This window comes from Aquimarina latercula DSM 2041 (genome assembly GCF_000430645.1).
Lineage (GTDB): Bacteria > Bacteroidota > Bacteroidia > Flavobacteriales > Flavobacteriaceae > Aquimarina > Aquimarina latercula.
In genome coordinates, this window is sequence record NZ_AUMK01000003.1 from 611,475 (window position 1) to 636,337 (window position 24,863).

The window sequence follows — 24,863 nt, forward strand, 5'->3', positions numbered from 1 at the left end:
ATCTAAGTAAAATGAAAAAACTTGTTCTTAAAAGCGCTTTTTATTTTTTTCTGATATTAATATCATTGGAGTTGTTAGTTCGTTGTTTTCATCTAGCGAAGGATACCCCAACTCGATTTTTGGATGAATACAAAGTAGAAAAATGGGTTCCCAATCAAAGCGGGTTTTCAGTTACAGGAAACAGAAAACAAAATTTCTCCGAATACCATATAAATAAATCAGGATACAACTCTTATAGAGAATTTAACCCAACCAAAGATAAAATTGAAATTGCCCTAGTCGGAGATTCTTTTATTGAAGGGTTTCATCAAAATTATTACAATTCGATTGGAAAAAAAATTGAAAATTCTATACCTAATATTGAAGTTTATGAATACGGCTATGCTGGATATGATTTTGCCGATCAGTTACATCTTATCAATGCCTATAAAGAGCAATTCGATAAAATAGATAAGGTTATTTTGGGAATCAAATTTTCTAATGATCTAACGAGAGGTAAATATGCAGTAGTAACAGGGCGTTTAGCCTTAGAATCACCTATGAATAAACTTCTTAAAAAAAGTAAATTATTGGTTTATTGCAAAAGTATAGGTATCCTGGATCCACCGCAAAGATTGGTATACCGATTAATGAACGTTCTAAAAACCAGCCAAAAAAAACCACCTCTAGATAAAAATGAGTTATTACGAATCAAAAAGAAGAAAGAAGATAAGTATCTAGCAAATTTTAATAGTTTAATTAGTGAATATGGTTACGATAAAGATCGTTTTATATTGCTTTTGGACTCGAGTATAACAAGCCCTATTTTTCTTTCCTATTTAAAAGAAAACAACTTTAAATACGTTGATTTTTCAACATATTTTGAGAAAAGTATGACTTCTACAACTTTAATATATGATAGACATTGGAATAACCAAGGTAGAAGTCTAATTGCTAAGGCTATCAGTGATTATATCAACAAATTGGATGAATAAAAAAACTAACAACTAACCTTTTGCATCTTTGACTGTCCAACTATTAGAAAACTATTTTCTTTTTCAGAAAGTCGTAAAACTTTCACATTTTTAACGTTATCGATACTTGTATACAAAAAATCAAAAACCATTCTTCTTAACCAACTATATTCTTGAGTATTATAGTCGACAACAATTAATTCTTTATTATAATTAACATCTTCTATAGGGGCAATTTGATACTCTCTTGCAAGAACAGCAGGGTTTTTCTTTTTCCTTGCCTTGTATTCTTTATATTTTACATACGCTACTTTGAAAACAAATTCCTTAATTTTTACTTTAGTGTATTCTATGTTTCCTTTAATAAATCCCACAATAGATCTTTTAGGGTATATGATTTGATGCTCAAAATTGTATATGTGATTACACCATTCTCTCTTATAACTCAAGTCTCCCATCCCCATTTCATAGGATTTATGATCATTTTCTATCAACCAATCTAATTTTTTATAAATTTCTACACTTCCTAAACTAAACTTAGAATAATCAATATCATATGATGATATAGCACTAAATAATCTGTTCTGAAAATGATGATTTAAAGAAACTATGATAGGTTGGTTGTTATCAAACGCCACAAATAGAGAAGCTTTTTTTTCATTTATCAATGAAAAATACATTTTCTTGTAATAATCCCACCTTAACAAGGTCTGACTAACATCATTACGTTGTTCAAATCTCCTAATCAACATCTTTTCTAAGCAATCCATAAAAAGATCATAGTCTTCCTTTTCTATCGCTCCATAGTATGTTTTATATTCAATATCAAAACACGTTTCTAATCTCTTTATTCTTCTTCGTATTCCCTTAGCATTACTCCGAAAACGATGCTTAATATATGCATCTGCACTTGCAAAATCATCTAAAAAAATAGCGTATCCTTTAAAAAATTGACTTACTTTTTTAACTATCAAATTCTTAGTATCTAAATCTGGTCTTAGATAATCTGGAACAAAAAAAATAGAATGTATACTATTCGGTTTTTCTATAAGAGTAATATCAAAATCTGGGTTAGCCAAAGACTCCACACCTTTTCCCGAACGTATTCCTGAAAATATCTTTGGTATTGAACATTTTTCGAAAAGCTGGAAAAAATAATCTATACTTTCTTTTTTCATCTATTATTCAATCTATAAAATGGAAAAAAATATTTTTTTAGATCTTCCTTATTAATATTTTTATATTCTTCATCTGATGACATACATAATTGATCGTATATCTCTTGATTTACAACTTTTCTTCCCGTACAGAATACCACATCTTCATCTTTAGGGAATAAAGATTTCTTATTTTTATATAAACCATCACCATCCTTCATCCCACCCCCTAGAACATAATGTTTTTTTCCATTTTTAACGGCCCATTCTATAACTTTTACTCTTAAAAAATCATTAGGTCTATAACTAAAATATTCTGCATTAGTACCTCCTAAAAAAGCAAAAATTATATCCTTATAGTTTATTATCAATTCTACTGAAATTGGTATTCCTTCGTAATACACTACTACAATAGAGAAATTGTCTAAGTTAGATAATATTAAATCCTCAAAATAAGCACTGGAAAAAAAGTAAATACTATCCGCATTATTTCGCATCATTGTAGCTACATAAATATCATTGAATATCGCTATTGTTTCTTTAGTAATTTGATCCTTATGAAACACCTTGAAGTCTAGATTATAATTTACCGCTTTTCGATAATTATTTCTCACTTTAGGTAAAAATGCATTCCATTGATCCTCAAAATCATCTAGTAATAGTCCTTTTACATTAGATAATGTCTCTATTAATGACCCTGAATAATTCTTATGATTTTCGTTTAAACTAAATCTTATAAACTCTGTTACAACCATATTATCACGATACCAGCCGTCTACTTGCTTCCAAAATTCGGCAAGATCTTCTGTAGTAACCTGATCACTATAAAGTGGACCACTATAGCCATAAGGACTAATTACATCCTTGTATGGATATTCCTTTCCTTCAATTTTTATCTTTCTTAAGACAAATGGCATCAATATAATAGGAACATCATTTTTTTCAAACAAAAAACATCTTAACTCATCAGAATCTTTCTCTGAATGACGTAAATGTTCTATAGAATAGTACACATTATTATCCCATTCATTTTTAAGAAGTGATTTATACTTCGAAACTTCTGCGCCATCATCAAGATCTTTTATTAATATTTTGTAATTTTTATCCAATGCTAAAGTTGTTTATTAGTAATTCGTTTATTGATTGATTCTTGTGCTAACTGCTCACTACATTTTGATTAAAATAATTATACAATTTTCCAGCTAACAGGTTTGATAACCATATGATTCTGCCACAATGTTCGACATGCCATACGGCTTTTCCATCAAAAATATTACCTGCTAATAATGGACCTACAATATGTAAATTATCTGAAGCTTCTAAAGCGTCATTAACGTCAAAACCAATCTTAGATTCATTTGGAACACATAATTTATTGGCAATAACTTTGCTTAGTAACGTGGGTATGTCCGAAGCCGTTAAATTTGTACCACCAATACAATTAAAAACAATATGTACCGGATCGCTATCGATTTTATTTGTTTTTGATTTTGTATCTAAATATTCTAAAGAATATTGGTTATTATCACCTTTATTTATATTTATAAATCGTCCAGCAATATGTTCAAAACGATTTTCTTTCTTAAGAATATCAATAGTTTTAGAATAATGATATCCCGCACAACGTTGTCTTCTGCCAATATCATTACCATATAAACAAGCAAACTTTTTAAGCTCTTCTGTACTCAATTTTTGTAATAATGAACCGAAGGCACTTGAGATAATATCCACAGTAGATGCTGCTCCCAGATGAATATCGTCTGCTATATCTAAATCCTTATATGTTGCTTCTGCTATTTCTTTAGCGCTTAAATTCTGTTGATCAGCAAGAGAAAGTAAATTTTTAGGCGAATATCTTTTTTTACCCTCTTCATCAACTACAGAATCTGGTGACAATCCCTGAGTTGAAAGCAATGTAAACTTGTTGATTTTAGATTTTAGATTTTCTAAATCATTCAATTTATACAACATTTCTAATCCACTGGCATTTGCACCAACGATTAAAGCATTTATTTTTTCTGTTTCTTGATTTTCTAAAAAATTATCAAGCTTAGTAAGTACATCCTTTAAACAAGGCTTATAAGGGTTATTGATAAAGATTAAATTATCATCTGTTATTAAGTCCTCATTTTTCCATAATTGCAGCGTAGGTAGTGAACCTACTGAAAGAATTACTTTTTCTGAAACGATTTCTTTATTATCCTGGAGGATTATAGTGTATTCATCTCCATTTTTATCTAAGTCTATTACTTCAGAATTAATATAATCTACAGATATACTATTATTTTCTTGCGCTTCCTTTATGTTACTTTTAATTTTTTGATCAATATAGCTCCCAAAAAAACGTCGAGGAATAAATAAATCTTCCCATTGATTATTTTTAAGCCTGTCTTTATGAGTAGAAAGCCATTCTGCCGATAACGCTCCTCCATCCAATCTAAACTCTTCTAACAACCATTCTTTATTATTATTAAGCCAAGCAATAAACTTAGTTCTTTCTGGTTTCGGCAAAAAATTCTTTAGAGAAGTAATTAATAAGACCGAAAATCCAGATCTTATACCATATGGTATTCCTGTATAAAATTCAGGATATTTATCTATAATTGTTAACGATATTCTCTTATCAATCGGGTTTGTTTTTAATTGATCAAGAAAATGCAAAATAGTAAATGACGATGAGATACCAGATCCTATAAAAGTGATATCCGTGTGGTTAGTTTCAAAATCCATAAACTATGGTTTTTTTGTTTTTATTACGCGAGCTGGATTACCAACTACTGTCGTATATTCTGGAACATCTTTAATTATTACTGTTCCTGCCCCTATTAATGTTTCTTTCCCTATTTCCTTAACACCAGTCATAGCAGTAACTCCCATACCTACATAAGCATTTTTTCTTACATTGATTAAAGCACCTATATTAACCCCAGAAGACATAAAAACTCCATCTTCTAATGTTACATGATGGGCAATAGTACTATCCATATTAATCATTATATAGTTACCAATAGTTGTATGTGGCATCACAATATTACCTGCTAGCATATATACAGCTTCTCCTATAGTAACATCTGGCGCTATAGATACAGTATGATGTAAAAAACCAGGTATTCCATACCCTTCTTTTTTTAAGGTAGATAAATATTCTACTCTTACCGCATTTACACCAATAGGGCAATATACATCTTGAATTTTATTTTTAAATTCATCTAAAAATAAATCCTTATATCTACCAATAACAGGTATATTAATAACATCTTTACCTACAAGATCAGGATTATCATCGATAAAACCGACAATATTAACTCCTGCTTCTTTAAGGTACGAAGCGTATACCTGACCTTGCGTACCTGCTCCTATTATTACAGCATTTTTCAATTTTTAAAATATAGTTTTTAGTGGTTTTTTAATCCTTTTGGTTAATTGTTACCTGTAAAAGTAGGCATATTTACATTTTCTCCGCTGTTTATATCTTCCTTGAACAGAACTTTCTTTGCTGTCATAAAAATAATCCTTAAATCAAGTTTAAAGCTTCTATTCTCAGTATACCAAACATCTAGCTTAAATTTCTCATCCCATGAAATCGCGTTTCGTCCATTTACTTGTGCCCATCCAGTTATACCTGGTCGTACGTCATGTCTTTTTTTCTGAAAATCGTTATATAGCGGTAAATATTTTACTAAAAGTGGTCTAGGTCCTATTAAACTCATATCACCTTTGATCACATTAAATAATTGAGGTATTTCATCTAAAGAATATTTTCTTATAAACTTACCTGTTTTTGTAATCCTATCTTGAAAAGGCAATAATTCTCCATGTTCATCCTTTTTATCATTCATACTTTTAAACTTAATAATCTTGAAAATTTTTTCATTTTTACCAGGTCTCGATTGAAAAAAGAATGGCTTACCATTATTAGCTATCATTAACAATATAATTAAAACTAATATCAATGGTGATAGTATCAAAACACCTATAAAACAAAGTGTAAAGTCTATAAAACGTTTTATAAATGAATTATACATATTAATTTACGCTTGTAATTCGGACTCGATACTATTAAGTAAATCTCCAACATTATTCATATTCATTAAGTCCATTAACTTAAATTTTATATCAAATGTTTTTTCTACTTCGGTTATGATCATCATATGTGTAATAGATTCCCATCCATCTACATCATTTGCTGTGGTTTCATTAGAAAGTTGGAAATTTTCATGTTCTAATACAGAAACAAATGCTGTTTTTACCTTAGATAAAATCTCTTCTCTACTCATCAATTGTTTGCTTTAATTGTTTAATTTATATTAAAATGTTTTTTTAATTCTTTTCTATCAATCTTTCCATTAATACTATGAGGAAATTCTTTTATAAACCTCACGTGCATAGGTATCATGTAGGATGGCATTTTTGATTTCATATAATCAAAAATGTATTCAGTATCGAACTCTTCGGACTCAATAGCGATTCCAAGCTCAGCATTACCAAGAGAATTGGTTATATCTAGCGCTACCATATTCACTTTTTTCTCTGATTTATACTTCGCATGAAACTCAATTTCTGCAAGTTCTACTCTATAACCTCTTATTTTTACCTGAAAATCTGCTCTTCCCACATATAAAAAGTCTCCATCCTCATCTTTTAAGCACAAGTCTCCGGTTTTATAATATCTTATATTATTTCTTGTGAAAAAACTTTGTGCATTTCGTTCTTCATTTTTCCAATATCCAGGTGTAATCTGTGGTCCACCCAAACATAGTTCTCCAGTCTCACCTATCGCAACTTCTTCGTTTTTTTCATTCACTACAAGATACAACGTATCTTTTTGTGGAGTACCAATGGCTATTATTCCATTATGAGACTTCGTGTCTTTTTCTTTATGATACGGATAAAATCCACTATACACGGTAAACTCAGTTGGACCATAATAGTTAAATATTTTGCAATTCGGAAGACAATTGCTCCATTCTTTTGCTATATCACTATGTAAAGCTCCTCCTCCAAAACTACAATACCTAACATCAGGAGCATTTATCTCTCCAAAATATGGTCGCAAATAATTAATTATAGACGGAACCATTGTAAGCACCGTAAGTTTTTGTTCATTAATTAACTTAAAAATATAGAAATATTTAATCGCACCTTTAGGAATCGTATACATGCAAGATCCAGCAAGTAGCGGAAACAGATATGTTACAACTGAAAAATCAAAAGTAAGTTCGAACATCTGTAAACATCTATCCGATGGAACTAAATTAAATGTTGGTTCTGCATCAATTGCTCCGACCAAAGCCTGAACATTATTAAACGTTATTGGAACACCTTTAGGTAAACCTGTAGTTCCGGAAGTGAATAAAATATATGCTAATTGATCACCAGAAAACTCCTTAGGCTTTAAATCAATTTCAGCATCATTTAATTGATTAGAAGAAATAACCTGATAATCATTATACACCGAACTTTCGGATGAATCTAAAACAAACTTAGTCTCTGTAAGTTCAAAAACTTTTGAATTTCTTTCAAAAGGAACTTCTGGATTTACAGGCACATAAGCTTTACCTTCTAACCACAGCGCTATTATACTTGCATATGTTTGAAGATCATCATTAGTAACTAAACCTATAAGCTTTTCTGAATCCTCAATCTCACTTGCAACAGCTAATCTTATTTTAGATATTTCTAAAGCAAAATCTCTATACGTATAGAAAACACCATTGATACATAAAACATTGTGATCTGAGTGTTTTTCTATTGATTCTTGTAATTGTTTTACGAATTCCATCTGTAGTCGGTTATGCTAATTGGTTTAATAAAAATGTCCATCTCGGTTTAACATCGAAAAATTCTCTGAGTCTATTTTTGTATCATTATGCGCTAATCCCTTTTTAGTCACTTTATGCGTAAAAATTGTATTATATCTTTTTGTAATCGTATCAGATAATTTGGTATCATCCGTGAATATGAATGTTCTTTTTTGTTTTACAAAGTTTTCCATCAATGCGTCTACGCAAGCATCATAATTATCTTCATTCTTAACAAGAAAGTACTTTATATTAAACTCATTATAATTAATTACATATGATAAAAAACCAATAATTTCTTCTCCTCTAACAATTTTTAAATTATGAAGATAAATATTATTACTAATACCTGTTTGTAACGATTTATGAGGATGTCTTTCGGGTACTGGAGACTGTAAGTATTGATTTGCATCAATCTGCCAGTTCACATATTCTTTACTTTTATAGATCAAATCATTATCCAGAAGAGGTTGTATAAAGCTCCAAGTTTCATCATCTATTTGATTTACATATTCATAAGAAAGATTCTGTACATTATTTTTGAATTTTGATGTATTTAATAACCGAATCATCCATCCAGTGAAACTATCAAATCTATTTAGTATAAATTTAAACGATTTTAAAAACTTAAATCTTCCGATTAACATAGAAGCATCTAAACTAAAAAATATAGTATGCCTTAATCTCGAAGCAATTACTTTAAAAGGTTGCTTCTCATAAAATGTAGTAACATTCTCCGCATATGATTTAATCAAAACCTGTTTACCCGTTAGGTTCACGGCTTCATTATAGATATAAGTTCCTAATACGGTATTCTTATATGACTTATGAACCCACCAGGAAATCATCCAATATACTTTTTTAGGATCTCCATTCTTTACATTCAATAAATCAGGAAACATAAATATAAAAGAAATCATCTTATCTCCTTCATACCCTATTACACCACAATAATCATCCTCCTCAATTCTATTGTTAGCAACTAACCATAATGCCTTACTTTTGGGTAATGGCGCGAGATCATTTTTCCAATAAGTATTATTATCAATAGCTTCGCTTAACATTTTTTTTGTTAAACCTATTACTTGTAAATCCTTACTCATTTTTTTATTAGTATAATATAACTAGTTAGTTCCATCAAACCATTCTGACGTTAATTCTTTTGACAAATTAACATCTTCTTTTTTCAATACTTTTTTTAAAGTTAGACCTAATATCTTTAGATCAAACAAAAAACTACAATTCTCTACATACCAAACATCATATTCGAACTTCTTTTTCCAAGTAATGGAATTTCTACCGTTAACCTGTGCCCAACCTGTTATACCAGGTCTTACATTATGTCTTTTTTTCTGTGTTTCATTATAAACTGGTAAATACTCAATAATCAAAGGTCTAGGACCAATTAATGACATGTCACCTTTTAACACATTAATCAGCTGTGGAATTTCATCCAGTGATGTTTTCCTTACAAAAGTACCTACAGTCGTCATTCTTTCATTATCTGGCAATAAATTACCTTCATTATCCTTTAGATCATTCATTGTTTTAAACTTAATGATACTAAATATTTTTTCAGATTTACCGGGACGTTTTTGTACAAAAAATGGTTTTCCATTATTTGCTATTGCAAGAAATATTATCAACACTAAAAATATAGGCCCTATACATATCAATAGCATCAAAGAAATACTAAAATCAAAAACTCTTTTAAAAAAATACCTATACACCTTTTTCTAGTTAAAAATGACTACAATAAAAATCATGGAAAAAATTCCATGTCATACTTTTATACTTAAAAAACGGGGGAAATAAAATAGATAAACGATAAATGTCTGTCAGGGGGAATGCAGTGATCATCATATCTATAATTCTATCGTTAGAATCGCTGGCAAATATACAATGTATATTTTACTTTTTTAACTTAAATTAACTACTTTTTGATAAAAAACAATTCGTGCTTATATTTAAATTTTGCAGGCTCTTTAAGCACTGAATTCATTAACAATAGCTCTTTGTTTACCCGAATTTAATAAAGGGATTTCTGAAACATATTCTAATTTTATCAATGCATCTTCTCCTAGATATTCTTTAAACTCCTTTATAAACTCATTTTCTTTTTCAAAAACATTATTTTCAGTTTTTAATTTTATAAGATATTGATCTGCTGTCTTCTGGATAATTTGTCTTTGCTTAACTTCTTTGTACTTATTAATAACCAAAAGAATACTTGTGGATAATATCTCTCCAGATGTACTACGTATCATATCCATCTTTCTCCCTTCTACTTTAGTCAAGACCGATCTTGTAACCTTCTGATCTTCTATATAATTCATAATACCAATATCTCCGGTATCATATCGAATCATAGGGGTATCATAATTAAATAAGTCTGTAATTACAATTCTTCCTAATGTACCAGGCGTTACTCTAGTATCATTATTGAAATCTAAAATTTCTACATAATAACTTGCCCAGTTAATGATAAAATATTCTTTCTGGGAAGGTTGTTGCGCAATCATTCCATTTTCTGCATTAGAATATCTAGATACCATATCAACATCAAAATATTTTTTCATTGACTTTTTAGTTAATGGATCTAAACGTTCAGACATTCCTATTACAGATCTTAATTTACAATGAATCGGAGTAGAATTTATAGTATCTAAATACTTACATATTTTATCAAATGATGACGCATACCCTAACATTCCTTTATTTGATTTATCGTTCTTTAAAACATTAACCAAATCCTTAATAGAGTCCGATGATAAATCAAATACATCAATTGGAGTAATATTTTGAAAAAAAGATGCTAGTTTATTTTTCTTTTTAAACATATTCCAAAAACGCAAATAGAACAGTTTATATCCAATATTAAACCCACACAACTCAGAAAAATAAATGATATCAGCGGTATTTCTAGCTTTTTTATTAATATCCTGATATACCGTAAAAGAGGCTCCAGTAGACCCACTAGTAGACACCCCTATTTTCTTACTATTCTTATGTTTTTGGGATTGAATTTTCTGATAAGAAGATCTTACAATTTCTTTATTAACCACAGGAAAATTCTCAAGGTTTTCTGGAATGATATCCTTATAAAACACAGTAGATGTTACAGCATGATTTAATACATCTTGCAAAAACTTTGATTGTTTATCAATTATGGGCTTTTTTGAAGGATTCTCTATACTATCTTTGATATCAAGATAATGTCTTCTAATTTTTCCACCAGAAACAAAATCAACTATCCAAAAAGAAATATTCCTAATCTTTTCGTTAACTCTCATATTCTATACGTACTCTTTATGAATAAAGCCCCGAAATAATCAAAGTCACATATTGATATTGTGTGTACAAAAAATGAAATTAAGATAAAACATATTGTGGGTAATACTATATTTTATCAATCTAAATTATGACGATGTTATTTACTTTTCTTGTTTTGGGTAAAATAAGAAATTGTTTCTAAAAACTAAAGAAAAAACAAACTACAATTGTCGATATTCTTCTAAAATTGCGTTCCAAACATGTTTTCGTTCATATCGTTGGCATATCATGTCCCTTGCTTTCAAGGACAACTCATCAGCATATTTTTTGTCAGATGCAAACTTCTTCATGGAGCCATAAAGCGCTTCAGAACTTTTAACTGGTATAATAGTACCATTTACACCTTCTGAAACAATTTCGTTACAACCGTTGATATTGGTAACAATACTCGGTAACCCCATAGATCCCGCTTGCATGACAACATTAGGAAAACCCTCTCTATAACTAGGAAATGCTAAAGCATCAGATATCGAAAAAAACGGTCTAACATCATTTTGCCAACCAACAGAAATAATATTAGGATTATTATATATCTCATTTTCTGTTTCTGGTAATAGTGGATCAAGATCTCTCTCATACGTTCCTACAAGCAATAATTTTGTTTGCTTATTTTCGGTATTTAACTTCATAAAAGAAGTAATCAACTCATTAATCCCTTTATCTTTTACAAATCTTCCAACAAATACAAAAACAAAATCCTTATCATCAATACCAAGCTCTTTACGTAATTTTGCGTTATCTTGATCTGTATATTTCGAAGGATCAAAATGAGCTGTATCTATACCATTAGAGCTTCCCTCTCCAATTACCTTTAATTTTTTTGCTCCGGTATATTTATTTTCTAAAATGATATCATTAAGACCAAAAGAATTAGGATATATCATTGTTGCACAGGCGTAGGTCATTTTTTCTACCGTATCCAATAACAATCTTTTAGAACCTGTTGCTTCTAACAATGGTAATCCAGCAATAGTATGTAATCTATGTTTAACTCCAGCCAATCTTGCTGCCAACATAGATAGCGTACCAGCTTTAGGAGTATGACTATGAACAATATCAGGCTTTTCCTTTCTAAAAACTTTGTACAACTTATAAACCGCTTTTAGATCCTGAATAGGAGTGATTTTACGAGTCATTTCAATAGGAATTACCTCTATTCCTTCTTGTTTCGCTACTCTATCTAAAATATTTTCATCCTTGCTAGAAACACCTATCACTTCATAATATTGTGACATAAACTTTAGTTGTCCCTGAAGTAATCCTCCTAGAGACCTAGGAACAGTGGTTACACGAATAATTTTACCCTTATTTTTCACTTGTATATTAAAAATGTATGTTTTCGGTGCAAATATATAGATATAACAGGCTATTAAAGTTTTTATTTATATTCTTTTTTAACATACATATTATATATATATTGGAAAACAATTTAGATTCAAAGATTTAATTCACAACAAAAAAGAAAGAAAAAACTTACAATCACACTCCTTTTATTGGGGAATAAACCCATTAAATTTATGACTCACACACCCTCCATTAGTAACTACATAACTTTTTCTAATTTCAAATCAGATTTTGATCTTGATATCGAAATAAATTACGGTAAACCCACAACACTTTAATTGTTTAATTATCAATTATTTAAGATTTGTAAATTTTAACATTTTTTTTCGACATAATGCACAATAGTATCGATGAAACTCCGTTAAAAATGAAATTAAAAACCAGAAACACCCCCCAACCAAAATGAAAAAGTTACCCTATTTTCTATTAATTGTATTCACTATAAGCTTCTTTGCTTGTAGTACGGAAAACATCGAAGATGTAATTTCTGAAGACGAAGAAGTTATTGAGGACGAAGACGATGATCAAGAAGAAGAGGAAGATGACGAGATTATCTCGGACACTCTTTGTGATTTTGATCTATCTGGCTTAGCTGCCAACTCTACAGTAACAATTGACTGCTTGTTAGATTTAGAAGGACAAACTATTAATTTACCGCCTAATGTAACGTTTGACTTTGATGGTGGTGATATTTTTAATGGTACTCTAATTTTCTCTGGAGGAACTATTGATGGTAGACTTTTAAATTCTAAATTAGGAACTGAAGGTAATGTAAACCTTAAAGATCCAGTATTTAAGTTTACAGCAACTAGATGGGAAAATATTGTGCAAGGACAGACTACATCTGACATTGCATTAAAAAACACTGCCGAGTTCGAAAATTTAATGATCCGTATCAAGGAAATGGGTGGAACAACTTTTGAAACCAACGTTTTTGATGCATTTTTTGAAACTACTAAAGTAACTAGTACTACAGCAGATCAGAATTTTTATGCTTCTGTAGAAGCTATTAATGTACCATCTGACTTTCATTTAAAAATGTCTAACAATACAAATTTACGTCAGTTCCCTGCTGCGGGAGGTATAGAAAATGGAACTGTAATAGCTGTCAGAGATTCTGACAACGTTACAATCTCTGGAGGAAATATCATTGGTGATAGAAATGATCGTATTTATTCTCCTCAAGATGTAGGATTAGAAGGAACCCACCTTCTACATGTTCATTCAGGAAGAAATGTAACCATAGATGGTGTTAATTTTATAGAGGGTTCTAAAGGAGCTATTGCAATTTATTCTTTAGGTTTTAGATTTAATCCTGATTATGTTCCAACATATGGTATCAAGGTTATCAATTGTTCTTTTACAAATATCAGAAGAATGGGTATTGCTCTTACTGATGGTAGTGATATTCTTATTGAAGGAAACACCTTTACAAATGTAGGTCAGCCAATGTCTGGATCTGATGGTGGCGAAGTTGGGTACGCTATTAATATAGAAGCTTTTAGAACTAGAGATGATAATGGTGTTCTTATGGAAAATGAAAGAGCTTTTGATATTCTTATTACAAGAAATACAGAAATCAATAGTAGAGTTGGTTTTACTGCTGCAACTATTGGCCAAGATATCACAATTGATGATAATGATATAGAAACTAGATGTATTATCTCATTAGCCTCTGGTACTAAAATTACAAATAACAGATTTAATGCCTCTGCTGCTGCTGCAGAAAGGTTTGCAATTTTTGCCGCTGGTAGTCATAGCGAAACAGTTTTTGATAACGAAATAGCTAATAATAGCATTGTAGGGTATGCGATAGGAATTGCAACAGATACCAATGACATTAATGTTCATGACAACACAATAACCAATGGTGAAATTGGAATTCAATTAAAAGATACTTCGGATTCTATGTTTAACAATAATATTATCAATGTTAATGGAACTGGGATTAGTGCTACAAATACTTTTGTAAATAATACAAGTATTAATGAAAATGAAGTTACTGCTGGTGGATTTCACTTGTTCCTTACAGGATTTAATAATACTACGGAATCTAATGGATATACAATTTCTTTTGAAAGAAATAAATTCTTAAATTCTAAAAAGATTACTATCAATAATGCCACTGGTATTACATTTAAGAATAATGAAGTAACAGGTGGTATTGAATTAGGAACTTCTGCCAATATTGATATCTCTTCAAATACTAAAATAGATCCTAACGATAGTGATGGAATAAGATTATATGGATCCCATTCTGACGTTTCTATTACTAATAATAATATTTTAGAACCTTCAGGAGCTGAAAGATTCGACTGTATTAATAACAACTCGGATACTCCTAACGCTATTGTGTTAAGTGGTAATACATGTGCTACTAGATAAGAATTAACCTTTTGTATATAAATAAGTAAAAAGGGATGTCATATTTGACATCCCTTTTTTTTAATTATCCATGCTATTTTGTTGATTTATACGTTCAGAAACAAGTTTTGTAAAGTACCTTGCTCCTTTATCATTAAGATGAGATGGATCATGAAACCAATCTAATTTATTATTAAAATTTTTATCCTCAGAGAAGTCTAATATAGGGACCTCCTCTTCTTTAGAAATTTTATTAATTAATGCTAAAGACTTATTATTAGAACGTATCTTTCTTAATGCTGGAGAAATTACAAAAACTAAATCCACCTTATTAGATTTTGAATTATCGATAAACTCTTTTAAAGCAAAAACAAAGTTCTCATCAATTTCTTTACTCTGATCATCAATGTTATTTAAATCGTTTTTAATCTGATTATTACGCGTTATACCATGAAGAGGTCTATACCCTTTATAATCTAATTGAGGAGATACATAGTATCGAAGTATATGAATGATTGTAGAGTTTAATAAATATGATTTAAAAAACATCTCTACATCAATAAATTTAGAATTTAATCTAAATATTGGTCTTAGTTCGTCCTTAAACTCGCTGTAATAAGGATGTAAGTCATTAAGTCGATCATAAGCAATATCAGAAGAATACAAAAAATCTTCATCTATATTAAGAATAAATAAATCAGGAGTACTACGTTTTAGAAGCATTTCTTGCATTGCTAAATGATATAACAATTGTTGTCCTTCTGCACCAGCGTTATAAGCTGTAGTATGTAATTGTTTCTCCAAAACTTCAGGCACATAATGCCTATGCGCATGCGAACTTCCAAAAATCAATACTTCTGCTTCTGTTTCATAGATTGTGTGATTAGCTCTGGCATATTTACCAGTTTCTTGCAAAAAGAATATTTGATTACTAACAATTCCTAGAAGCACATCTACAATCAAAATAATTATGACAAACTTTATGATTTTTAAAAATATAGAACTGTATTCTTTCATAAATGAATGCTTAAAATTGAAAATAAATAAATTGACTATGTCCGAAAACACCTAAATAAAGAATTAAATATATTAAGGTTGCATATATAAACATCCTACCAAATTCACTTTTTGTAATAACCGCTACGAATGTATTATTGTTCCAATATTCTCTTTTAAGTTCAATTATAACTAATAAAAAGATAGCTAATACAGCATATATAGAGGCTGCTATATCATCACCACTACCAATATATAACTTACCTGGTTTAGTGAAAATTTTATTAATAATATAAAAAGCATCACTAACACTATTAGCTCTAAAAAAAATCCAAGCAAAACTTATAAAACAAAAAGTACTTATTACATTAAAAACTCCTTTTCTCCTTTTACCATTGCAAAGTATTTCTATGATCAAGTAAATTCCATTAATTGCTCCCCAAATAACAAATGTCCACTTAGCTCCATGCCATAGACCACTTATTAAAAATGTAATGAACAAATTAAAAAACCAACGGTATCTACCAACACGATTCCCCCCTAAGGGTATATATAAATAATCACGAAACCAAGTAGATAAAGAAATGTGCCACCTATTCCAAAATTCGTGTATAGATGCAGAAAAATAAGGTCTTTTAAAATTTGTCATTAAATCAAATCCAAAAAGTTTTGCAGTTCCTATTGCTATTAAAGAATACCCTGCAAAATCTCCATAAATTTGAAACGCAAATAAAATAGTTGCAAAAACCAAACTTAAACCATCATGATACTCTACATTATTATAAACAGAGTTTACATAAATAGCGGTTCTATCGGCAACTACTAGTTTTAAGAAAAAACCCCATATAATTAATTTTATTCCATAAGAAATTGACTCTCTTGTATATTTTCTTTTCTCTAAAAACTGCGGTAACAAATGTGTAGCTCTTTCAATTGGTCCAGCCACTAACTGTGGAAAAAACGAAACAAAAGCCGCAAAGGATATAAAATCTCTTGTAGGTCCTAGTTTATCTCTATAAATATCAATGGTGTAGGACATTGTTTGAAAAGTATAAAAAGAAATACCAACCGGAAGAATAATACTTAAGGTTGTAACGTCTTGTATATCATACCCTATAGAACTACATAAGTCAACCCAAGAATCAATAAAAAAGTGACAATATTTAAAAAATGATAATACACCTAAATTAAAAATAACACTTACTAAAAGCCACCTTTTTCTTAATTTTTGAGTATCACAGAGACTAATTCTGATACCAACCAAATAATCTACTAAAGTACTTAAAGCAATTAATGCTAAAAATCTATAATCCCACCAACCATAAAAAACATAACTTGAAACAAGTAATATTATATTTTGAAATTGAAGTTTGCCTTTTTGGAAGAGCCAATAAGCAACAAAAACAATTGGAAGAAATATCAAAAAATCAAAAGAATTGAAATACATGATTTAAACAAGTTCTTTTAAATCTCTATTGTAAAATTTCTTTTTACCGCATCAAATTTTCCATTTGGTCCTAGTGGAATATCATTTACAACATGTATTTGATAGTTTATAGTTTCACCTAACCTATCCTTCATATTGTATATAAGTTTTTGCTTCATTTGTTCATCAAATTTTTCATCAGCAATCAAATTAACTATAATCTCATTAGGACTTTCCTGTACAATTTGACTTTTCACTATTCCTTCTAAGCCTTTATACGCTGTATCCATTCTACCAACATATCCTTTTTCTTTTGTCCACAATATATCATCTTCTCTACCAGTCAATTTTTCTATCATAGGCATTAGACATCCACAGTTACACGTCTTCCCTTCTTCAGAAAGTAGCACTGTATCTTCTATATTATATCGAATCAAAGGTGTTTTAAGATTTGTAAAACTCGTAACTACTAATTGAGCAACTTCTCCAGCCTTCGCTTTTTCTCCTTTATTATTTATAAACTCAAAAATTCCCGAATCTGTATTTAAATGCAAATTACCTTGCGTACATTCTGTAATAAAAGGACTACCTTCGCTAGAAGCGTATTGATTATATACGTGACAATTAAATGCCTTCTCGATTTCCAATCGTTGATAATCATATAATGTTTCTGCTGTAACTGCAATTGCTTTTGGAGTAAAGTTTAATGTCAAATTATTCTTATTAATGAACCTACTAATAATATAAATAGCAGATGGATATCCATCTAATAAAATAGGTTTAAAACGATTTAGTTTTTTTACATAATGACCTAAATTATCATCTGTTAAATGATATGTAGACATTAGTAGTTGATTCTCGAAATAATTATATACCCAAAATGGTGGTTTTTTAGAATCTGGTTTTACAATTAACCTTCCAGAAAATCTAACTTGTTTCACTCTCTTTGTTTCTAGACCAATCGCTTTATGAAACCTTCTCCATAAGGCAAATGATCTATTGATTGATTCCTTATCTAAATAGTTAATCGTAGGAGCACCTGATGTTCCACTGGTATAACCAACCCCATCAGTATTTCGACTTTTATTAACCAGAACATCTGGATTCTTTTTACGTTCTGCTTTGGTAAGAATCGGCATTTGCTCAAGAACATTGTAAGGATTCTCCTCTATATCCTCAAGCTCTATTCCTAATTCCTTCATTTTTTCGCTATACCAATCAGAGTATTGAAAAGCTTCGGATAATAATAGAACCAATCTACTCTTTTGATATGCATCTATTGTTTTACTATCCGCCTTCCATAAGTCGACATACTCTTTTAAGAATGTATCAAACTCTGTTGTGTATCGCTGTTTAGAATTTTGAAAAGCCTTAATATTGAGTAATATAAACTTAAAAGGATAAGGCAAACTGTTATAAATTTTCTCTTGCAACTTTCCCATAACTACCGTCTTACTTGTTCTTTATAAAATTCATGAATTTTTTTAGTATTCGAAACAATGTCGTAATCTCCTTTTACTATTTTCTCTGTATTATTATTCTTTTTGGAAGCATCCGTTTCGATTATTTTTCCTGCCCAATATTCTGCAGGTTTATCAATAGACAAAAATTCTATATCATCAGTAAGGCTTACTTCTGTAGTAATACTATCCGAAGCAAAAACTTTGATTCCTGCAGCTTGTGCCTCAATCAATGTAACCGGCAATCCTTCATAAAAAGACGGAAAAACGAACACATCAAACATTTGAAATAATTCCGGAACATCTGCTCGCACTCCTAAAAAATGTACATTATTCTTAATCCCTAAATTCTCTGCTTCTTTTTCCATTACTTTTCTTAGAGGACCATCCCCTATCATAACCAAATCACAATCTGGTTTTTCATCCAATAGGGCTGAGAAAATCTTTAACAAAAAAGCATGGTTTTTTTGACTTGCAAAACGCCCTACATGACCAATTACCAAACGATTCTTTAAATTAAAATCTTCCTTATATTTATTCGCTACAGTAAAATTATGGGCAAACTTTTCTGTATTAATAGCATTATTCATGGTAATAAATGAAGTACTATCTCCAAATAACCATTTCCCAGCTTTGTCGCCACAAGAAAATAGATGAGTAGCATCTTTCTTTACCTTCTTTTTTAGCTGAAGTTTGATTAATTTCTTAAAAGTTTCTTTTTTACTTTCCTTATTGGAAAATAATGACATAAAACTAACATCATCAATTGCAATATGTGCATGGGCAATTCTGCAAGGGATATCGAATTCTTTAGCTATTTTAAGAGGAAAACAACTGAAAGTATTTAAGTGAGAATGGACAATATCATACTCTTTATGTTCTTTAAAAAACAATCTAAGCTTTTGGTAATAGTCTCCTGGGAAAAGAGGATTTATAGGATCAAATCTATAAATTTTACCTCCTAGACTCTCAATTTCTTCATCAAAAGCAGCTTTTTCTTTTCTATGTACTAAAAAATCAAACTGTATTTTATTCTTATCAATCTTTCTATAATAATTCATGATCATGGATTCTGCTCCTCCTCTATTCATGATCGTAAAAACTTGCAAAACACGTATTGCCCCCATTAGAATTCTCCTTTTGTTTTATATCGTATATATAGGTTTAATAGTATTCCAAATGGTATTGCTAAAACGGTAGTCAATTTTTTTGGAGATTCACTAATAAAAGATCTATTTTTTGTAAAAATTGCACTCGATACATAATGAATTGCATTCTTAAATTGATCTTTAAAGTTTTCTGCTAGTTTCATTCTACTCTTTCTAGAAAAAGCAAAACCTTTAGGATGTCTTCTATATTGTTTTAAGATATTCATACTAGATCCATCTTGCATATATTCTACCTCGCATAATACCTCATTAATAGGTAGTAATTTATAATCTTGATCTATTAATTGATATAAGTACCCTAGAGGAACAAAACGTTCTCCTTCGAAAATAGGATACGGCGGATATTTCTTTACAACCTCGGTTCGATACACTAACTTCTTATCTCCAAGTACTTTGTGTACATTATATAAATCATATAGTGTAGTTTCTTTTATATGCTCAGGAATTTTAGTTCCAATTAATTTTCCTGTGTGATCAGCATCTAATCCTACCAATCCAGCAAATTCTGGTTTATCTTTTATCTTTTCCCAAGCAACAAGAATCTTTTCTATAGCTTCCTCACCTATACAATCATCACTATCAACGCATACATTTAATGTAGTTTCAGTTAATCTATATGCCGCATTATGACCACCATGCATTCCTTGATTCTCTTGATAATGATATTGTATATCAATTTTTCTTTCCTTGATCCAAGAAGCTACCAAAGTTTCTGTATCGTCAGTTGAACCATCATCAATAATTAACCAAACAAAATCCTGGTTAGATTGCTTGATTAAACTCTCATAGCACTTATGTAAACAGTAAGCTCTGTTATAGGTTGGTGTAAAAACAGTTATAGTTTTCATTAGTTGATTTGTTGTTAGTGATTATCCCCAATATAAATAGTACATCATATATGTAAATGAAAAATAAGCCAGCATTACTTTCCCTATCATAAAATGCTGATCTTTAAAAAATTGTTTCTTCAAAAATGGATATATGATTATTATTGCCATCATAAACCAAGATAGATAAGCAAATCTATTAGAATAGTTTGCTTTTATAACTAAAATCCAAAAGCCATTACAAATCAAATATGTATTAAGCAACTGGAAGTAAAACTTATCTTGAAAATTCTTTTTATATATAAAGTACCATCCTGCAAATACTGCAAAAGCACTATGAAATAAGAAATCCCATCTAAATCCAGTACTAGCAAATGCATTTGCATCCACTTCTGATGTTAAATATCCAGTAAGTCGATCATCTCCAAAACCTAAACTAGCGAAGAGCGTAACCCATAAACTTCCCATTACTAATGACAATGGAATACAAGCTAACCATCCTTTAAAAAACACTTTAGGGTTGTTATAAAAATTAGTGATTATATAAGCGAAAATTGGCAAGAACAATGTTTTATGAAAAAAGGTAGCAGCGAGAAAGAATAACCCCATAACAACCTTATTTCGGTGGTAGCATAATCCCCATAAAAAAAGTGATGTAGCGGCTCCGTTACGCATACCATTTACTCCATATGTCCAAAATGAAAACGAAACAATAAACATCACAAAAGAATAGTACCAATACTGACCAAATAATGTTTTTGATATTTTATATAATGGAAAAATGTATATAAATGCACAAATCGTAAAAAAAGTATGCGCCGATACAATCTGTGCCAATGTTTTCATAAACACATGCCAACCGTAATCATTTACCTCAGGAATATCCCCTCCTAATCTGTATCTATCAAATGTGACTATATAATTGACGGTATCCCCAAAAATCCCACTAATTGGTCGTTGACCAATATATAAAATTAAAAAGATCAATAGAAAATAACCCGAAAAGTTTACAAACACGATATTTTTGTGCTCATTAATCTGTAACAGTCGGGTATGTAGTAATGTAAAAACAACCAAAAAGAAGCATAAATTAATATACAACGGGTAGTAAAACTCTAAAGGCACAAAAGTGTTCATTCTACTAATTAATTTTAACCGTTATGTTATTACTATTTTGCTTCACTTCTTAAGGTCTTCTCTTTTGTTTTTTTATAAAAATATAAAATTATACTTTTTTACCATCTTGCTTTATGATTCTTGCTGGATTTCCAACTACAACGCAATTGTCCGGAATATCCTTAACAACCACAGAACCGGCACCTATAGAACAATTATTACCAATCTTAATATCTCCGATAATGATAGCTCCTGTATAAATAGATACATTATTACCAATTGTAGGTCTTTTTCCATTTACTTCTCCTACAGTTACCAAATGATTTACATATAGATTTTCTCCAATTGAATCTGCATTTAAGATTGTACTATAAGGGTGTCCAGTTAACACACCGCCTCCTAATTTTGTACTAATATCAATTCTAAAATACTTTTCCTTCTTACAGTAAATGTTGAGTAAAATCGATAAAATACCTCTATTTCTGAAATAGAATAATGTTCTAAAATCTGGAGAGTTTGCTAAAAAATTTAAAAGTAAAGATATCTTACTTCCTTTTGTTCCTTTAGCAGTTGCCCACCTATCTATATCCATATCGATAACACCTCTATTTTTACTCGTCTTGTAAACGAATACATGAGGCAACAAAAAAATTTTATATATATTTAAAATTAATGATCTCATTTCTTTGGTGTTAAATCATTAAACATTTTTTGCCAAAGAGCCATGACAGCATCTAACTGGTAGTTCTTTGCATTTTCTCTAGCGTTCTTACCCATTTCCTGTATACGATCTCGATCACTCATTAATGTATTCAGTTGATCTACAAATGCATTATTATCATACGGAGGAATCAGGATACCTGTATTTTTATCAATAATATTTCTTGGTCCATATGGACAATCAAAAGATACAATTGGTAATCCACAAGCTTGCGCTTCTAATAAAACTAGAGGAAAACATTCGTTGTGTGATGTCATCACAAAAACCGATGATTGCATCATCTCTTCCTTAATCTTATCTGTTGATCCCATTAATTTAATAGAATCCTGTATACCAGCAGCATAAATCTTATCCTGAAGTTTCTTTACATAATTAGCTTCTCCACTACCAAAAATATGAAGCTGACAATCTTTTCGGGTTTTCGAAAACTCTTGCCAGATATCTATCAAAATATCATACCCTTTTACAGCAGCTATTCTTCCCGCTGTAATAATTCTATTATTAGAAAGGTCTGATACATTATCTGGATAAAAAGTTAACGGATTAGAGATAACGATAGTATTGTCACCCTTATAGTAATTGGATTCGTCTTTATTTAGAATAACTAACTTATCATATTTTGATTCTACGTAATCCGCAAACTTGAAAAAGTACTTTTTAAAGAGACTCGGATTATTACGTTTTTCTTTTTCTATAAATCTCGAATAATGAAACTCTTTTACTTTTGGAATACCCTTAACTATAAATGGCACAAAATACGTATCTACACTATGACTACAAACAACTACGATGTCAGGGTTTATATCTTTTAATGCAGCTTTTGTTTTAGAAATATGTTTAGGTAGTTTCTTAAGATTTTTTGGATGAAAATAAGATTTCCTTCGATTATAATTAATCCCTAGATCTTTAAAAATCACCCTTTTATCAAAACTATAACAAGGTTTTTCTTCTTTTTGTTCTGTTGTAATAATATGAACCTCGTTACCTTCTTGTTCTGCTAAATAATTAGCTTTTATAGAAAGTACTCTTTCTATTCCTCCGTGTAGATATACTTGATCAATAATAAAGACTATTTTCATTTTGATCTTGGGTTCATTAAATTAGAGAATAACTGATTCCATTCTTCTGCAATAGTCTCAGGTAAATATTTCTTCACTGCTTCTTTTGCCTTAAGCCCCATAGATTTCCTTTCCTCTTCATTCTCTATTAAAGCAATTATCCCTTTTGCAAAAGCATCAACATCTCCGTTTTCTATTAAAAGTCCATTCTCCGTATCGGTAATAATATCAGAAGGCCCATATGGACAATCAAATGAAATACAAGGAACGCCATACGCCATAGCTTCTGTAAGTACCATTCCAAAACCTTCAAATCGAGAAGACATTGTATAGATGGAAGCTTGTTCATATTTTTCTGCTATGTTTTTTACAGGAGGATAAAAATTAATTGTCTTTGTTATATCTAAGTTCTCCGCTAATACTGCTAAACCTTCTGATTCACTAATAGTACCATATATATCTAGTGTCCAATCAGGGTATTTTGATACAACTTGTTTCCAACTCTTTAACAATCGATCATATCCCTTTTGAAAACTATGCTTACCCACCGCAAGTACTTTTTTATTTTCTAGCGTACTTTTTGATTCAGGATAAAATGATAAAGGGTTAGGTATTACTTTTAGATTTTTAAAAGACCATTCATTAAGGTTCCCTTTTGTCAATACTATAAAATGATTGTAGTAGGATCCTCCAAAATTCATCAAACCAAATTTAGTAGCAGTTGTGATTCTTTTGATTATTGATCTTTTTCCTTTTTTAATCTCTACACTTCTAGAAACATGCCTTTCATAAATCATAGGACAAGGTTTCCCAAGTATTAAAGGAACGAAAAAACCTTTTAGGCCATCATCACATACAGCAATTATATCCGGATTTAAACTTTTAATAACACTGCGTAAACCAGAAGCATATTTGTACATTCTGGATAACGGATTACCTTTAGCTCTCACATTATGATATGAGATTTTGGGACTGAAATCATAGAATAGTTCAGTAGTTTCTTGATTTAATGTAACTATATGTATATCGTAATTATAATCTTCGGCAAGTTTACTAGCTTTAATAGAAAGTACTCTTTCTAGTCCACCAGGACCATCTATACGATTAACAATATATACAAGTTTCATCAAGTTTTACT

22 protein-coding genes are annotated in these 24,863 nt (G+C 30.1%); 2 read left to right on the forward strand and 20 right to left on the reverse strand.

Annotated elements, in window-relative coordinates; genetic code table 11:
- Positions 1-11: 11 nt before the first annotated feature.
- Positions 12-974: a hypothetical protein gene (locus tag H526_RS0102915; RefSeq protein WP_027391605.1), complete on the forward strand. Its 963-nt coding sequence runs from the start codon at positions 12-14 to the stop codon at positions 972-974.
- A 5-nt stretch (positions 975-979) separates the two neighbouring features.
- On the opposite strand, the gene H526_RS0102920 is transcribed toward H526_RS0102915, so the two are convergent.
- From H526_RS0102920 to H526_RS0102970, 11 genes are all read right to left on the reverse strand, one after another.
- On the reverse strand, positions 980-2,131 hold the full coding sequence (locus H526_RS0102920) for a GNAT family N-acetyltransferase (protein ID WP_027391606.1): 1,152 nt from the start codon (positions 2,129-2,131) through the stop codon (positions 980-982).
- The gene (locus H526_RS0102925; RefSeq protein WP_027391607.1) at positions 2,128-3,219 is read right to left on the reverse strand and encodes a GNAT family N-acetyltransferase; all 1,092 of its coding nucleotides are present in this window, start codon (positions 3,217-3,219) and stop codon (positions 2,128-2,130) included. The genes H526_RS0102920 and H526_RS0102925 overlap by 4 nt, the downstream gene beginning before the upstream one ends.
- Positions 3,220-3,265: 46 nt before the next feature.
- Positions 3,266-4,840 carry an FAD/NAD(P)-binding protein gene (locus H526_RS0102930; protein WP_027391608.1) on the reverse strand — a complete coding sequence of 525 codons (1,575 nt, stop codon included), beginning with the start codon at positions 4,838-4,840 and terminating at the stop codon, positions 3,266-3,268.
- A 3-nt stretch (positions 4,841-4,843) separates the two neighbouring features.
- Positions 4,844-5,488 carry a NeuD/PglB/VioB family sugar acetyltransferase gene (locus H526_RS0102935; protein ID WP_027391609.1) on the reverse strand — a complete coding sequence of 215 codons (645 nt, stop codon included), beginning with the start codon at positions 5,486-5,488 and terminating at the stop codon, positions 4,844-4,846.
- A 41-nt stretch (positions 5,489-5,529) separates the two neighbouring features.
- Positions 5,530-6,135, reverse strand: coding sequence for a sugar transferase (locus H526_RS0102940; RefSeq protein WP_027391610.1), 606 nt, complete (start codon positions 6,133-6,135; stop codon positions 5,530-5,532).
- Positions 6,136-6,141: 6 nt separating this feature from the next.
- On the reverse strand, positions 6,142-6,387 hold the full coding sequence (locus H526_RS0102945; RefSeq protein WP_027391611.1) for an acyl carrier protein: 246 nt from the start codon (positions 6,385-6,387) through the stop codon (positions 6,142-6,144).
- Positions 6,388-6,407: 20 nt separating this feature from the next.
- Positions 6,408-7,892, reverse strand: coding sequence for an AMP-binding protein (locus H526_RS0102950; RefSeq protein ID WP_027391612.1), 1,485 nt, complete (start codon positions 7,890-7,892; stop codon positions 6,408-6,410).
- A gap of 24 nt (positions 7,893-7,916) precedes the next feature.
- Positions 7,917-9,014 (reverse strand): hypothetical protein, encoded by a 1,098-nt coding sequence (locus H526_RS0102955; protein WP_027391613.1) that lies wholly within the window; start codon positions 9,012-9,014, stop codon positions 7,917-7,919.
- A 21-nt stretch (positions 9,015-9,035) separates the two neighbouring features.
- Positions 9,036-9,641, reverse strand: a complete 606-nt coding sequence (locus tag H526_RS0102960) for a sugar transferase (RefSeq protein WP_027391614.1) — start codon at positions 9,639-9,641, stop codon at positions 9,036-9,038.
- A 255-nt stretch (positions 9,642-9,896) separates the two neighbouring features.
- Entirely contained in the window at positions 9,897-11,204 is a 1,308-nt protein-coding gene (locus H526_RS0102965) for a phenylacetate--CoA ligase family protein (RefSeq protein ID WP_027391615.1), read from the reverse strand.
- Between the two features lie 201 nt (positions 11,205-11,405).
- Positions 11,406-12,560, reverse strand: a complete 1,155-nt coding sequence (locus H526_RS0102970; protein WP_035084183.1) for a glycosyltransferase family 4 protein — start codon at positions 12,558-12,560, stop codon at positions 11,406-11,408.
- A gap of 430 nt (positions 12,561-12,990) precedes the next feature.
- On the opposite strand from H526_RS0102970, the gene H526_RS0102975 reads away from it, so the two are divergent.
- Positions 12,991-14,973, forward strand: coding sequence for a right-handed parallel beta-helix repeat-containing protein (locus H526_RS0102975; RefSeq protein WP_027391617.1), 1,983 nt, complete (start codon positions 12,991-12,993; stop codon positions 14,971-14,973).
- A 60-nt stretch (positions 14,974-15,033) separates the two neighbouring features.
- Here H526_RS0102975 and H526_RS0102980 read toward each other — a convergent pair whose 3' ends face one another.
- From H526_RS0102980 to H526_RS0103020, 9 genes are all read right to left on the reverse strand, one after another.
- Positions 15,034-15,969 (reverse strand): SGNH/GDSL hydrolase family protein, encoded by a 936-nt coding sequence (locus H526_RS0102980; RefSeq protein WP_027391618.1) that lies wholly within the window; start codon positions 15,967-15,969, stop codon positions 15,034-15,036.
- A gap of 10 nt (positions 15,970-15,979) precedes the next feature.
- Positions 15,980-17,395: an MBOAT family O-acyltransferase gene (locus H526_RS0102985; RefSeq protein ID WP_027391619.1), complete on the reverse strand. Its 1,416-nt coding sequence runs from the start codon at positions 17,393-17,395 to the stop codon at positions 15,980-15,982.
- Between the two features lie 17 nt (positions 17,396-17,412).
- Entirely contained in the window at positions 17,413-18,816 is a 1,404-nt protein-coding gene (locus H526_RS0102990; RefSeq protein WP_027391620.1) for a phenylacetate--CoA ligase family protein, read from the reverse strand.
- Positions 18,817-18,818: 2 nt separating this feature from the next.
- Positions 18,819-19,961 (reverse strand): glycosyltransferase family 1 protein, encoded by a 1,143-nt coding sequence (locus tag H526_RS0102995; RefSeq protein ID WP_027391621.1) that lies wholly within the window; start codon positions 19,959-19,961, stop codon positions 18,819-18,821.
- On the reverse strand, positions 19,961-20,851 hold the full coding sequence (locus H526_RS0103000; RefSeq protein WP_027391622.1) for a glycosyltransferase family 2 protein: 891 nt from the start codon (positions 20,849-20,851) through the stop codon (positions 19,961-19,963). Before H526_RS0103000 ends, H526_RS0102995 begins: the two co-directional genes overlap by 1 nt.
- 21 nt (positions 20,852-20,872) lie before the next feature.
- Positions 20,873-21,967, reverse strand: coding sequence for an EpsG family protein (locus tag H526_RS0103005; protein ID WP_027391623.1), 1,095 nt, complete (start codon positions 21,965-21,967; stop codon positions 20,873-20,875).
- Positions 21,968-22,055: 88 nt separating this feature from the next.
- Positions 22,056-22,628, reverse strand: coding sequence for a serine O-acetyltransferase (locus H526_RS32440; protein WP_027391624.1), 573 nt, complete (start codon positions 22,626-22,628; stop codon positions 22,056-22,058).
- Positions 22,625-23,746, reverse strand: a complete 1,122-nt coding sequence (locus tag H526_RS0103015) for a glycosyltransferase family 4 protein (protein ID WP_027391625.1) — start codon at positions 23,744-23,746, stop codon at positions 22,625-22,627. The genes H526_RS32440 and H526_RS0103015 overlap by 4 nt, the downstream gene beginning before the upstream one ends.
- Positions 23,743-24,852 (reverse strand): glycosyltransferase family 4 protein, encoded by a 1,110-nt coding sequence (locus H526_RS0103020; protein ID WP_027391626.1) that lies wholly within the window; start codon positions 24,850-24,852, stop codon positions 23,743-23,745. The genes H526_RS0103015 and H526_RS0103020 overlap by 4 nt, the downstream gene beginning before the upstream one ends.
- Between the last annotated feature and the right edge of the window lie 11 nt (positions 24,853-24,863).